This is a genomic window from Friedmanniella luteola (assembly GCF_900105065.1).
In the GTDB taxonomy this organism is placed as follows: Bacteria; Actinomycetota; Actinomycetes; order Propionibacteriales; family Propionibacteriaceae; genus Microlunatus; species Microlunatus luteolus.
Map to the genome: position 1 here is coordinate 918,737 of NZ_LT629749.1, position 12,401 is coordinate 931,137.

At 74.7% G+C, this 12,401-nt stretch carries 15 protein-coding genes; 9 read left to right on the forward strand and 6 right to left on the reverse strand.

Going from position 1 to position 12,401, the window contains the following annotated elements; translation table 11 throughout:
- Positions 1 to 11: 11 nt before the first annotated feature.
- Positions 12 to 980, reverse strand: coding sequence for a GNAT family N-acetyltransferase (locus tag BLT72_RS04315; protein ID WP_091410469.1), 969 nt, complete (start codon positions 978 to 980; stop codon positions 12 to 14).
- A 144-nt stretch (positions 981 to 1,124) separates the two neighbouring features.
- On the opposite strand from BLT72_RS04315, the gene fdxA reads away from it, so the two are divergent.
- Positions 1,125 to 1,451 carry a ferredoxin gene (gene fdxA / locus BLT72_RS04320; RefSeq protein WP_091410470.1) on the forward strand — a complete coding sequence of 109 codons (327 nt, stop codon included), beginning with the start codon at positions 1,125 to 1,127 and terminating at the stop codon, positions 1,449 to 1,451.
- A gap of 25 nt (positions 1,452 to 1,476) precedes the next feature.
- The gene (gene dapC / locus BLT72_RS04325) at positions 1,477 to 2,568 is read left to right on the forward strand and encodes a succinyldiaminopimelate transaminase (RefSeq protein ID WP_197677198.1); all 1,092 of its coding nucleotides are present in this window, start codon (positions 1,477 to 1,479) and stop codon (positions 2,566 to 2,568) included.
- A 21-nt stretch (positions 2,569 to 2,589) separates the two neighbouring features.
- Here the strand turns inward: dapC and BLT72_RS04330 are convergent, their stop codons facing one another.
- Positions 2,590 to 3,447, reverse strand: a complete 858-nt coding sequence (locus BLT72_RS04330; RefSeq protein ID WP_091410472.1) for a hypothetical protein — start codon at positions 3,445 to 3,447, stop codon at positions 2,590 to 2,592.
- Positions 3,448 to 3,449: 2 nt separating this feature from the next.
- Positions 3,450 to 4,394 carry a 2,3,4,5-tetrahydropyridine-2,6-dicarboxylate N-succinyltransferase gene (gene dapD / locus BLT72_RS04335; protein WP_091410474.1) on the reverse strand — a complete coding sequence of 315 codons (945 nt, stop codon included), beginning with the start codon at positions 4,392 to 4,394 and terminating at the stop codon, positions 3,450 to 3,452.
- A gap of 65 nt (positions 4,395 to 4,459) precedes the next feature.
- On the opposite strand from dapD, the gene dapE reads away from it, so the two are divergent.
- The 5 genes from dapE to BLT72_RS04360 all read left to right on the forward strand — a co-directional run bounded on the left by dapE (position 4,460) and on the right by BLT72_RS04360 (position 7,843).
- Positions 4,460 to 5,533 (forward strand): succinyl-diaminopimelate desuccinylase, encoded by a 1,074-nt coding sequence (dapE, locus tag BLT72_RS04340; RefSeq protein WP_091410476.1) that lies wholly within the window; start codon positions 4,460 to 4,462, stop codon positions 5,531 to 5,533.
- A 128-nt stretch (positions 5,534 to 5,661) separates the two neighbouring features.
- Positions 5,662 to 6,375, forward strand: coding sequence for an LOG family protein (locus BLT72_RS04345; RefSeq protein WP_091416676.1), 714 nt, complete (start codon positions 5,662 to 5,664; stop codon positions 6,373 to 6,375).
- Positions 6,376 to 6,414: 39 nt separating this feature from the next.
- Positions 6,415 to 6,801, forward strand: coding sequence for a DivIVA domain-containing protein (locus BLT72_RS04350; protein WP_091410480.1), 387 nt, complete (start codon positions 6,415 to 6,417; stop codon positions 6,799 to 6,801).
- Positions 6,798 to 7,280, forward strand: a complete 483-nt coding sequence (locus BLT72_RS04355; RefSeq protein ID WP_091410483.1) for an SRPBCC family protein — start codon at positions 6,798 to 6,800, stop codon at positions 7,278 to 7,280. Before BLT72_RS04350 ends, BLT72_RS04355 begins: the two co-directional genes overlap by 4 nt.
- Positions 7,277 to 7,843 (forward strand): DNA-3-methyladenine glycosylase I, encoded by a 567-nt coding sequence (locus BLT72_RS04360; RefSeq protein ID WP_091410486.1) that lies wholly within the window; start codon positions 7,277 to 7,279, stop codon positions 7,841 to 7,843. Before BLT72_RS04355 ends, BLT72_RS04360 begins: the two co-directional genes overlap by 4 nt.
- Positions 7,844 to 7,846: 3 nt before the next feature.
- Here BLT72_RS04360 and BLT72_RS04365 read toward each other — a convergent pair whose 3' ends face one another.
- The gene (locus BLT72_RS04365; RefSeq protein WP_091410488.1) at positions 7,847 to 8,641 is read right to left on the reverse strand and encodes an enoyl-CoA hydratase/isomerase family protein; all 795 of its coding nucleotides are present in this window, start codon (positions 8,639 to 8,641) and stop codon (positions 7,847 to 7,849) included.
- A 128-nt stretch (positions 8,642 to 8,769) separates the two neighbouring features.
- Between BLT72_RS04365 and BLT72_RS04370 the strand changes: the two genes are divergently transcribed.
- The gene (locus tag BLT72_RS04370) at positions 8,770 to 8,937 is read left to right on the forward strand and encodes a DUF3117 domain-containing protein (protein ID WP_091410491.1); all 168 of its coding nucleotides are present in this window, start codon (positions 8,770 to 8,772) and stop codon (positions 8,935 to 8,937) included.
- Between the two features lie 141 nt (positions 8,938 to 9,078).
- Here BLT72_RS04370 and glgA read toward each other — a convergent pair whose 3' ends face one another.
- Positions 9,079 to 10,257 carry a glycogen synthase gene (gene glgA / locus BLT72_RS04375; protein WP_091416680.1) on the reverse strand — a complete coding sequence of 393 codons (1,179 nt, stop codon included), beginning with the start codon at positions 10,255 to 10,257 and terminating at the stop codon, positions 9,079 to 9,081.
- 124 nt (positions 10,258 to 10,381) lie between these two features.
- On the opposite strand from glgA, the gene glgC reads away from it, so the two are divergent.
- Positions 10,382 to 11,608: a glucose-1-phosphate adenylyltransferase gene (gene glgC / locus BLT72_RS04380; RefSeq protein ID WP_091410492.1), complete on the forward strand. Its 1,227-nt coding sequence runs from the start codon at positions 10,382 to 10,384 to the stop codon at positions 11,606 to 11,608.
- Positions 11,609 to 11,677: 69 nt separating this feature from the next.
- Here glgC and BLT72_RS04385 read toward each other — a convergent pair whose 3' ends face one another.
- Positions 11,678 to 12,337, reverse strand: coding sequence for an O-methyltransferase (locus BLT72_RS04385; RefSeq protein WP_091410495.1), 660 nt, complete (start codon positions 12,335 to 12,337; stop codon positions 11,678 to 11,680).
- Positions 12,338 to 12,401 lie beyond the last annotated feature (64 nt).

Here is a 12,401-nt window from a genome sequence, read left to right on the forward strand (position 1 = left end):
CGGTGCGTGGCTCAGGCCGCGGTGCGAGGCGGCGCGAGGTAGCGGTAGGCGTGGTGCCGGCGGAAACCGAGCCGCTCGTAGGCCGCGTGGGCCTCGGCGTTGGCGGTGGCCACCTGCAGGTAGGCGTAGCGGGCCCCGTGCCGGGCGGCCCAGTGCCCCAGCCGGCGCAGCACCGCCGTCGCCAGCCCCTGCCGCCGGTCCTCGGGGCGCGTCCACAGGGCCGCGCAGCCGAGCCACGCCCCGCTGAGGTGCCCGCGCCCGATCGCCGTGGGCCGGGCCGGGTCACCGGTGGAGCCGAACGCGCGGGGTGGGTGCCCGGCCAGCACGAGCCGCAGCAGGCCCGGGTCGGCGTCGTTCGGGCGGCTCTCGCCGTACGCGTTCCACCACCCCACCTCGAGGTCGAGGGTGACCCGGGCCCGCGCGTCGGGCGGGGCGGTCCCCAGCAGGTCGGCCAGCCGGACGGCCAGCACGTCGGTCGGGACGTAGGCGTCCACCCAGCCGAGACCCCGCAGGGCCGCCTCCGGCTCGCCGCCGTCGACGACGGAGGCCAGCGGGGGGATGCCGTGCGCCGCCGCGTGCGCCACCACCCGCCGGGCCGCCTCGGCGACGTCGACGCCGGGGTCGCCCACCGCGTGGCAGCTGTTCGCCCGACCCGTGAAGCCGCCGCCCGCGCGCAGCGTCCACTCCCCGAGCGGTTCGGCGAGCGCCAGCCAGCCGGGGACCGACAGGTGCTCCAGCTCGTCGGCGCTGGTCCGCTCCGGTGGCGGCCCACCCGCGGCAGCCGGGGCGCGGCGGGCCGCCAGCACCGTCGACCGGTCGACGACGTGCCGCTGCCCGTCGGCGGTGCCGAGGTGCACGTGCCCCGGGGCGAGCTGGTCCACCCAGCCGGTGACGTCCGTCGCCGAGCCGTCCGGCAGCCGGTGCCGGACGACCCAGCGCTGGCCGGGGGCGGCGGGGGCGAGGGGGTCGTCAGCGGGCATGGCGTCCGTTCCGTAGGTCAGCCTCAGTGGAGGGCCTGCGCCCGGGGAGGCGATACTAGGCGGGCGAGCGCGGCCCGCCGCCGCACCGCCCAGATCCGGCACGACCTCCGGCCTGACCCGCCGGGACGACCTAGGAGTGACCTCGTGACGTACGTCATCGCCCAGCCCTGTGTGGACCTGAAGGACCGGGCCTGCGTCGAGGAGTGTCCCGTCGACTGCATCTACGAGGGGAAGCGGATGCTCTACATCCACCCCGACGAGTGCGTCGACTGCGGGGCCTGCGAGCCGGTCTGCCCGGTGGAGGCGATCTTCTACGAGGACGACACGCCCGAGGAGTGGAAGCCCTACTACAACGCGAACGTCGAGTTCTTCAACGACCTCGGCTCGCCCGGTGGCGCCGCCAAGATGGGCGTCATCGAGAAGGACCACCCGCTCATCGAGGCGCTCCCCCCGCAGGAGCAGGCCGAGTGAGGCCTGCCCGCACCGGGGACGCGTCGTGAGCCTGGCGGCCGGGCTGCCCGACTTCCCGTGGGACACCCTGGCCGCCGCCAAGGCCCGCGCCGCCGCCCACCCCGACGGCCTGGTCGACCTCTCGGTCGGCACCCCCGTCGACCCCACCCCGGCCCTCGGCCGGCAGGCGCTGGCCGGGGCGGCGGACAGCCCCGGCTACCCGCAGACCGCCGGCACGCCCGAGCTGCGCGACGCCATGGCCGGCTACCTCGCGCGACGCTGGGGGGCGACGGTGCCGCCGGCGGCCGCCCTGCCGGTGATCGGCACCAAGGAGCTCGTCGCCTGGCTGCCCACCCTGCTGGGCCTCGGTCCCGAGGACCTGGTGGTGCTGCCGACGACCGCGTACCCGACCTACCTGGTCGGCGCCACGATGGCGGGCTGCCGGACCCGGGCCGTCGACGACCTGTCCGTGCTCGGCGACGAGCGCCCGGCCCTGGTCTGGCTCAACTCCCCGTCCAACCCGACCGGTGAGGTGCTGGCGCCCGCGGTGCTGGCCGAGCGCGTGGCCTGGGCCCGGGAGCGCGGGGCCGTGGTCGCCTCCGACGAGTGCTACGGCGAGTTCGGCTGGGAGGCGGAGCCGGTCTCGGTGCTGCACCCGTCCGTCAGCGGTGGCGACCACCACGGGCTGCTGGCCCTGCACTCGCTGTCCAAGCGGTCCAACCTCGCCGGCTACCGGGCCGGGTTCGTCGCCGGTGACCCCGCGCTCGTGGCCGAGCTGCTGGCCGTCCGCAAGCACGCCGGGATGATCGTGCCCCGGCCGGTCCAGGACGCGATGACCGTGCTGCTGGCCGACGACGCCCACGTCGCCGAGCAGCGGGCCCGCTACGCCGCGCGCCGGCAGGTGCTCCGGCCGGCGCTGGAGGCCGCGGGCTTCCGGGTCGAGCACTCCGAGGCCGGGCTGTACCTGTGGGCCACCCGCGACGAGGACGGCCGCGACTCCGTCGAGCTGCTCGCCGGTCACGGCGTCCTGGTGGCCCCCGGCGACTTCTACGGCACCGCCGCCGGGCGGCACGTCCGGGTGGCGCTGACCGCGACCGACGAGCGCGTCGGGGCGGCGGCCCGTCGCCTGCTGGGCTGAGCCCGGCCGGGTCGCCGGGACTCAGCGCACGGTGATGGTGACCGTGCGCGGCCGGGGCGCCGGCGTGGCCGCCTCGGCCCAGCGCGGCAGGTCCTGGCCACTGGCCCGCCACACCCGCCCCAGCGTCTGCACCTCCACGACCCCCGAGGACGCCGCGTTCGCCACGGCGTGGCCGGCGTAGGCCCAGGCCAGCGCGTCGCTGCGGGCCTGGACGGTGACCACCCGGCCCTCCCGCGCCGGGCGGACCTCCCCGAACGTCTGGGTGAGCGAGTCCGCGAGCGCTGCGGCGTCCCCGTCGGCCTCCTGCCGGTCCAGGCAGCTGAACGCCGCGGCGGACTGGCCGGTCAGCGCGCTGGCCAGCACCCGGGCGTCGGCCTCGTGGTCGCGGTACGCCTCGGGGTAGCCGCTGCGCTGCACGGCCTGCGCGACGTCGTTGATGTCGCCGCTCTGCCAGCCGTCGACCTTCACCAGGGCGTCGTAGAACTTCCCGGTCGCGTAGTAGGGGTCCTGCAGCTCCTCGGGCGAGCCCCAGCCCTGCGACGGCCGCTGCTGGAAGAGGCCCACCGAGTCGCGGTCGCCGCCGTCGAGGTTGCGGATGCCGGTCTCCTGGTAGACCGTCGCCATCGCGATGGAGGCGGCGCGCGGCGCCAGCCCCCGCCGCACCGACAGCCCGACGATGATCGCGGTGAGCCGCGCCTGCTCCAGGTCGAGGGCCACCGAGCGGTCGCCGGCGGTCGCGACGCAGCGCTGCTGCCCGGGGACCGGCGGCGTCGCCCCCCGGTCGCGGAGCGCGGTGAAGCCCGCCACGGCGGCCGCGGCCACCAGCACCACGGCGACGACGAGGCAGCCCAGCCCGAGGGCCGTCGGTCGGGTGGCCACGCTCAGTTGGCGTGCAGGGCCTGGTTCAGCTCCACCCCGACGCCCTGGCGACGCCGGACCTCGATGGCCCCGGTGACGGAGTTCCGCAGGAACAGCAGGTTCGGCTCTCCGGACAGGGTGCGGGCCTTCACGACGTGGCCGTCCGGCAGCGTGACCTTGGTGCCGGCGGTGACGTAGAGCCCGGCCTCGACGACGCAGTCGTCGCCCAGCCCGATGCCGATCCCGGCGTTGGCGCCGACGAGGCAGCGCTCGCCGAGGCTGATCACCTCGGTGCCGCCGCCGGACAGCGTGCCCATGATGGAGGCGCCGCCGCCCACGTCGGAGTCGGCGCCGACCACCACCCCGGCGGAGATCCGGCCCTCGACCATCGAGCTGCCCAGGGTGCCGGCGTTGTAGTTGACGAAGCCCTCGTGCATGACGGTCGTGCCGGCGGCGAGGTGGGCCCCCAGGCGGACGCGGTCGGCGTCGGCGATCCGGACGCCGGCCGGCAGCACGTAGTCGACCATCCGGGGGAACTTGTCGACCCCGAAGACGGTGACGTGGCCGTGCCGGGCCCGCAGCGCGGCGCGGACGGTCTCGAAGCCCTCGACGGCGCAGGGGCCGGCGCTGGTCCAGACGACGTTGGGCAGCAGGCCGAAGACGCCGTCCAGGTTGATGCTGCGCGGCGTCACCAGGCGGTGGCTGAGCAGGTGCAGCCGGAGGTAGACGTCGGCGGCGCCGGCGGGAGCGGCGTCGAGGTCGGCGACGACCCGCACCACCTCGGTGCGCGTGCCGCGGACCTCGTCGGCGGACTCGGCGGAGCGCAGCGAGCCCGGTGCCTCCTCGGCACCCGGCGAGCCGAGCGCGGGGGAGGGGAACCAGGTGTCCAGCACCTGCCCGGAGGTGTGCACGGTGGCCAGTCCCCAGCCCCAGGCGGGGCGGGCGGCGGCGGCGGCGGCGTCGGTCATGGCGGGAAGCGTACCGGGGGGCCTGACAGGCCCCTGAGCCCGCGGGCGGCGCGTAGGGTGCCGGGATGGCTACCCCCCTGGACCTCGAGGGCGACCCCGTCGACCTCCTCCGCCGGCTGGTCGACGTGCCCTCGGTCAGCGGCGACGAGCAGGCGGTCGCCGACCTCGTCGAGCAGGCGCTGACCCCCTACCCGCACCTGCGGGTCAGCCGGACCGGGAACGTCGTCGTCGCCCGGACGGAGCTGGGCCGCGCCGAGCGCGTCGTCATCGCCGGCCACCTGGACACCGTCCCGATCGCCGGCAACGTGCCGTCACGGGTGACCGAGGAGGACGGCCGGACCCTGGTGCACGGCCGCGGGGCCTGCGACATGAAGGGCGGGGTGGCGGCCCAGCTCTCGGCCGCGGTGGCGCTGACCGCCCCGAGCCGCGACGTCACCTGGCTCTTCTACGACAACGAGGAGGTCGAGGAGGCCAGGAACGGGCTCAACCGGCTGGCCGCGGAGCACCCGGAGCACCTCGACGGCGTGTTCGCCGTGCTGGGCGAGCCGTCGAACGCGCGCATCGAGGGCGGCTGCCAGGGCACCATGCGGGTGGTGGTCGAGCTGACCGGCGTCGCCGCCCACTCCGCCCGGTCCTGGAAGGGGCACAACGCCGTCCACGACGCCGGCGCGGTGCTGCAGGCCCTCGCCGCCCACCAGGCGCAGGAGGTCGTGGTCGACGGGCTGACCTACCGGGAGGGGCTCAACGCCGTCGGGATCAGCGGCGGCATCGCGGGCAACGTCATCCCCGACCGCTGCGACGTCGAGGTCAACTACCGCTTCGCCCCCGACAAGTCGCCCGCGCAGGCGGAGGCCTACGTCCGGCAGGTGCTCGACGGCTTCCCGGTCCGGGTCACCGACGTCGCGCCCGGCGCCCGGCCCGGGCTGGACCAGCCGGCGGCCGCGGAGTTCCTGGCCGCCGTCGGCGGCGAGCCCAGCGCCAAGTTCGGCTGGACCGACGTCGCCCGGTTCAGCGCCCGCGGCGTCCCGGCGGTCAACTTCGGCCCCGGCGATCCCGGCAAGGCCCACGCCGACGACGAGTTCTGCCCGGGCGACGAGGTCGTCGCCTGCCGCGACGCCCTGGTCCGCTGGCTGTCCTGACCCCGCCCCGGCGGAACGCCTGCACGGGTGGTGCGTCCGGTCACCACCGGTTCACGCGTCGCTGCCGAGGCACTGCGGGCGCGGGCGCGACCTAGGCTGACGGCGTGCTGAACGAGCGAGAGCGCTACATGCAGGGGCCGGTGCTGCGCGCGGGCGAGCAGGTGCCCGACACCACCACCGACCAGCGGCTGCTGGACAGCCAGGGTTCGGCCAGCTGGCTGCACACCGACCCCTGGAGGGTGCTCCGCATCCAGTCCGAGTTCGTCGAGGGCTTCGGCACGCTGGCCGAGCTCGGCCCGGCCGTCGCCGTCTTCGGCTCCGCCCGGACGTCCTCGGACGACCCGAGCTACGCCGCCGCCGAGCAGCTCGGTCGCCGGCTCGCGGAGACCGGCCTGGCCGTGATCACCGGCGGCGGGCCCGGGATCATGGAGGCCGCCAACAAGGGGGCCGCGGAGGCCGGCGGGGTGTCGGTCGGCCTCGGCATCGAGCTGCCCTTCGAGTCCGGGCTCAACCGCCACGTGAACCTCGGGATCAACTTCCGCTACTTCTTCGCCCGCAAGACGATGTTCGTCAAGTACGCGCAGGGGTTCGTGGTGATGCCCGGCGGCTTCGGCACCCTCGACGAGCTGTTCGAGGCGCTCACCCTGGTCCAGACCCAGAAGGTGACGTCCTTCCCGGTCGTGCTGTTCGGCTCGTCCTACTGGCAGGGGCTGCTCGACTGGTTCCGCGACACCGCGCTGCGCCACGGTTCGGTGGCCCAGCGCGACCTCGACCTGCTCCAGCTGACCGACGACCTCGACGAGGCCGTCGCCCTGGTCGCCGCCGGCCGCTCGGGCGGCTGAGGACGGCGTCCTGTCGGTGCCGTCTGGCACGATCAGGACATGGAGTGGATCATCGCCGTGGTGGCCGTCGCCGCCCTCGGGGTCGCGGCGGTGGCAGCAGCGGGAGGCGTGGGTGAGATGAGCAGGGACCCGGTCGAGGACGTCTTCCGCCAGCAGCTGCCTGAGGGTCCGCTGGGGGCCGACGACGTCCGCGGAGCCCGCTTCGGCACCGCCCTCCGCGGCTACGCGATGGGCCAGGTGGACGAGCTGCTGGAACGGCTGGCCACCGAGATCGCCGAGCGGGACGCCCGGATCGCGCAGCTGACCGGGCCCGACCGGACCGGCCCCGCGACGGACGGGTTCCGGACCGGCCCGGTCCTGGCCGACGGGCGGCTGGAGCCGGGGTCGCCGCCGCCCGCCCCGCCGCCGCTCGTCGGGCCGGCGTGAGCACCCGCCTGGAGGTCGCCACCGAGGTCGGCGCCCCGCTCGAGCGGGTCTGGGACGAGCTGGTCGACTGGTACGGCCAGGCGCGCTGGATCCCCCTCACCACGCTGCGGGTGCTGAGCGCGCGCGACGCCGGCCTCGGGGTGCGCGTCACGGCGCTGTCCGGGTTCTGGCTGGGCCGGCTCCCCGCCGGACTGCTCGACCGCTTCGTCGTCACGGGCTGGTCCCCGCCGGCCGACGGCGTCGCCGAGCTCGAGGTGCTGCACCTCGGCCCCTGCTTCACCGGCGAGGGCGTCTTCCGGCTGACCGCGGACGGTGGCCGGACACGGGTGCGCGCGGTGGAGCTGTTCACCGTCCCGGGTGGGCCGCTGCCCAACCGGCTCGTGGGGCTCGCGCTGCCGCTGATGCGGCTCGGTCTCGGCTGGAGCCTGCGCCGGCTGGCCGCGGTCGCCGAGGTGCCGCGGGCGGAGCGCCGGGCGTGAGCGTGCTGCCCGGCCCGGACGGCCGGCTGCGCTGCGCCTGGGCGCTGGGGGCGCCCGACTACCTGGCCTACCACGACGACGAGTGGGGGCGACCGGTCACCAGCGTCAGCGGGCTCTACGAACGGCTGACACTGGAGGCCTTCCAGTCCGGGCTGGCCTGGATCACGATCCTGCGCAAGCGGGAGGGGTTCCGGCAGGCGTTCGCCGGCTTCGACCCGGCCGTCGTCGCGGGGTTCGGCGAGGCCGACGTCGAGCGGCTGATGGCCGATCCGGGCATCGTCCGCAACCGGGCGAAGATCGAGGCGGCGGTGGCCAACGCCCGCGTCGTCGACGCCCTGGGGGCGGAGTTCGCCGAGCTCGTGCTGGGCTACCGGCAGCCGGACCGACCGCGGCCCGCCCCCGACCAGGTGCCGGCGAGCACCCCGGCGTCGGCGGCGCTGGCCAAGGCCCTGAAGGCGCACGGGATCCGGTTCGTCGGGCCGACCACCGCCTACGCGCTGATGCAGGCCGTCGGGCTGGTCGACGACCACGTCCAGGGCTGCAGCGTGGTCATCGAGGGCTGAGCGTCATCGACCGCTGAACGACGCCGGGCGCCTGGCCAGGAACGCCTCCACGGCCGCCCGGTGGTCGGCCGAGGCGCCGGTGCGGCGCATCCCCTCGGCCTCGGTCTCCAGGGCGGCGGCCAGCGGCTGCCCGGCGGCCGCCGCGACGGCTCGCCGCATGGTGCCGAAGGCCAGGGTCGGCCCGGCCGCCAACCGGGCGGCGAGCTGCTGCACGTGCTCCGCGAAGTCCTCGTCGGCGACCACCTCGGTCGCCAGTCCGATGGCCAGCGCCTCCTCCGCACCCACCCGGCGTCCGCTGTACAGCAGGTCCAGGGCGCGGGTGGGCCCCACCAGCCGGGGGAGCGTCCACGAGGCGCCGGTGTCGGCGCTGAGCCCGACGCCGGCGAAGGCGAGGGTGAAGCTGGCGGAGGCCGCGACCACCCGCAGGTCGGCGAGGAAGGCCAGCGACGCGCCCGCGCCCGCCGCCACCCCGTTGACGGCCGCGACGACCGGCTTGTCCAGCGTGTGCAGGGCCAGCGCGATCGGGTTGTAGTGCTCCGGCACGGTGCGCCAGACGTCCTCGGGGGTGCCGGCGGTGAGCCCGGCGACGTGCTCCCGGAGGTCCTGGCCGACGCAGAACGCCCGGCCGGTCCCGGTCAGGACGACGCACCGGACGCCCTCGTCGGCGGCCAGCTCCCCCAGGCCGGCGAGCAGCGCGGTCTTGGTCGCCAGGTCGAGCGCGTTGAGCGCCTCCGGGCGGTCGAAGGTGAGGGTGCCGACCCCGTCGGACACCTCGAGCCGCAGGCCGGACGTCGTCATGGCCGCACTGTAACGGTCCAGTTCCGACGCCCCCGACGCGCGGCGGACGGGCCCCCGACGCGGCGGGAACGGCGGCGATGCTGCGACAATGGACACAAACGCCGGATCACGACAGAGAAGGATGCGCGATGGCTGCAATGAAGCCGCGGACTGGTGACGGCCCCATGGAGGTCACCAAAGAAGGACGGGGGATCGTCATGCGTGTGCCGCTGGAAGGTGGCGGCCGGCTCGTCGTGGAGCTCAACGCGGGCGAGGCGCAGGAGCTCGCCGGAGCGCTCAAGGAAGTGGTCGGATAGGCCAGACCGCACGGGCGCACCGCCCGTGAGGAACCGACGACGAGGGTCTCGCTGCTGAGTGCAGCGGGACCCTCGTCGTCTGCGCTGGGCGGGCTCGTCGGTCCGCGCTCCGCTCGGACGCGGACCGGGTCGTGGTCCTGCTCAGCCGTGCGCGCGCTGGGCCTGCCGGTAGACGTCGACGGTCTCGGCGGCGATCTTGGCCCAGCTGAACTCGTCGATGCAGCGCTGCCGGCCGGCGAGGCCGAAGGCGTCCGCGGTGGACCGGTCGGCGGTCAGGGCGTTGATCCGCTCCGCCAGCGCGGTCTCGAACGAGGCGACGAAGGCCGGGTCGCCGGCCTGGGCCGGGTCGTAGGGGACGAGGTAGCCGGTCTCGCCGTCGACGACGACCTCCGGGATCCCGCCCACCGCGGACGCGACGACGGCGGTCTCGCAGGCCATCGCCTCCAGGTTGACGATGCCCAGCGGCTCGTACACCGAGGGGCAGGCGAAGACGGTGGCGTGCGACAGCACCTGCCGGACCGAGGCGCGGGGGAGCATCTCCTCGACCCAGATGACGTCGCCGCGGCGGGCCTGCACCTGCGCGAACGCCTCGCCGATCTGGGCGGCGATCTCCGGGGTGTCCGGCGCGCCGGCCAGCAGCACCAGCTGGGTGCCCGGGTCGAGCTGCTCGGCGGCCCGGACGAGGTGGATGAGGCCCTTCTGGCGGGTGATCCGACCCACGAAGACCACGGACGGGCGGTCCAGGTCGATGCCCAGCCCGGTCACCACGTCCGTGCCGGGGTCGGGGGCGAACTCGTCGGTGTCGATGCCGTTGCGGACGACGTGCACCTTCGCCGGGTCCAGGTCGCGGTAGGAGTCGAGGGTGTCGGAGCGCATCCCCTCGCTGACCGCGATCACGGCGTCCGCGCCCTCGAAGGCGGTCCGCTCGGCCCACGAGGAGAGCTGGTAGCCGCCACCCAGCTGCTCGGCCTTCCAGGGCCGGTGCGGCTCGAGGGAGTGGGCGCTCACCACGTGCGGGATGTCGTGGAACAGCCCCGCCAGGTGCCCGGCCAGGTTGGCGTACCAGGTGTGGGAGTGCACGAGGTCGACGTCCGGCACCGCCGCGGCCATCGCCAGGTCCGCGCCGAACACCCGCAGCGCCGCGTTGGCCCCCGGCGGGTAGGTCTCCGGGTGCGCCGTGGCGCCCTCGCGCGGCTCGCCCATGCACTGCACGTCGACGTCCACGAGCTTCCGCAGCTGCGGGACCAGCTGGGCGACGTGCACGCCCGCGCCGCCGTAGATGGTCGGTGGGTACTCCCGGGTGAGCAGGGAGATGGACAACCGGTCGTCGCTGGCAGGCCTCATGCTGCGCATCGTCGCACAGCGGCCTCCGCGCTGGTCAGGAGCACGATCCCGGGGAGGGCCCCCTTGTCGGTGTCCGGAGCCACACCCTAGGTTTCTCCCCATGGCAGCGCGTGCGAAGGTGCTCTCGATCGTCCTGGCCGGTGGAGAAGGGAAGCGGCTGATGCCGCTGACGATGGACCGGGCCAAGCCCGCGGTCCCCTTCGGCGGGACCTACCGGCTGATCGACTACGTGCTGTCCAACCTCGTCAACGCCGGGATGCGGCAGATCGCCGTGCTCACCCAGTACAAGTCGCACTCGCTCGACCGGCACATCTCCCTCACCTGGCGGATGTCCACGCTGCTCGGCAACTACGTCACCCCGGTCCCCGCGCAGCAGCGGCTGGGCCCGCGCTGGTACCAGGGCAGCGCCGACGCGATCTTCCAGTCGATGAACCTGATCCGGGACGAGCAGCCCGACTACGTCGTGGTGTTCGGCGCCGACAACATCTACCGGATGGACGTCGAGCAGATGCTGGACGCGCACATCGCCGGCGGCCTGGGCTGCACGGTGGCGGCGATCCGGGTGCCGAGGAACCAGGCGAGCGCGTTCGGCGTGATCGACGCCGGCACCGACGCCAAGATCGACCGGTTCCTGGAGAAGCCGGCCGACCCGCCCGGGCTGGCCGACGACCCGGAGTCCTCGTTCGCGTCGATGGGCAACTACATCTTCTCGACGCGGGCGCTGATCGACGCCCTGACGAGCGACGCCGCGCTGGAGACGTCCCGGCACGACATGGGCGGGGACATCATCCCGGCGTTCGTGAACGCCGGCGACGCCCAGGTCTACGACTTCATGAGCAACGAGGTGCCGGGCACGACCGATCGGGACCGGGCCTACTGGCGCGACGTCGGGACGATCGACGCCTACCACGAGGCCCACATGGACCTCGTGTCGGTCGACCCCGTCTTCAACCTCTACAACCTCGACTGGCCCATCTCCACCTACCCGGTCCAGATGCCCGGCGCCAAGTTCACCCTGCGCGGCCTCGCCCTGGACTCGGTGGTGAGCCCGGGCTGCATCATCTCCGGCGGTTCGATCGAGAGCTCGGTGCTGTCCCCGAACGTGCGGGTGGCCGAGAACTCGAAGGTCGACCGGTCCGTGCTGCTCAGCAACGTGCGGATCGGCCAGAAGGCCATCGTCCGCAACGCCATCCTCGACAAGAACGTCGTCGTGGCCGACGGCGCCAAGATCGGCGTCAACAGCCAGGACGACCTCGACCGGGGCTTCACCGTCTCCGAGGCCGGGATCACCGTCGTCGGCAAGGGTGTCAAGGTCGAGAAGAGCTGACCGCCGCGGCCTGGGCCGACCACCGCGGCCGGCTCAGGGCGCGGGGACAGGCTCAGGGCGCGAGCCGGCTCAGCGCTTGGCGGCGACCAGCAGCCCGTCGCCGACGGGCAGCAGGGTGGTGACGAGGTCCTCGTGGTCGCGGAGCAGCTCCAGCGCGGCGCGGACCGACTCGGTCTCCTCGTCGTTCTGGCCCGGGTCGGCGATGCGGTCACCCAGCAGGGCGTTGTCGAGCGCGATCAGCCCGCCGTGCCGCAGCAGCCGGATGCCCTGCTCGACGTACTCGGGGTACTCCATCGGGTCGCCGTCGACGAAGACGAGGTCGTAGGCGCCGTCGCTCAGCCGGGGGAGCACGTTCAGCGCGTCCCCGCTGATCAGCCGGAACCGCTGGGTGGGCACGCCCACCGAGAGGAACGCCTTCCGCGCCGCCTGCTGGTGGGCCGGTTCGGTGTCGACGCTGGTCAGGATGCCGTCGGGCCGCATGCCGGCGAACAGCGCCAGCCCGGACACGCCCGCGCCGGTGCCGATCTCCACCACGTGGCGGGCCTGGACGGCGCGGGCCAGGAGTGTCAGCGTCGCGGCGGAGCCGCGCCCGACGGAGGTGATGCCCAGCGGGACGGCGGCCTCGCGGGCGGCCGTGGCCGCCTCCGGCTCGACGACGAAGTCCTCGGCGTAGGCCCAGGTCGCCGGCTTCGGGGCAGTCTTGGGGGAGGTCTTGCCTGACGCGGTCACGGGCCTCACCCTAGCGACATCCGGACCGCCTCCACTCCGCCGCCGGGCGGTCCGGACGAGGCGT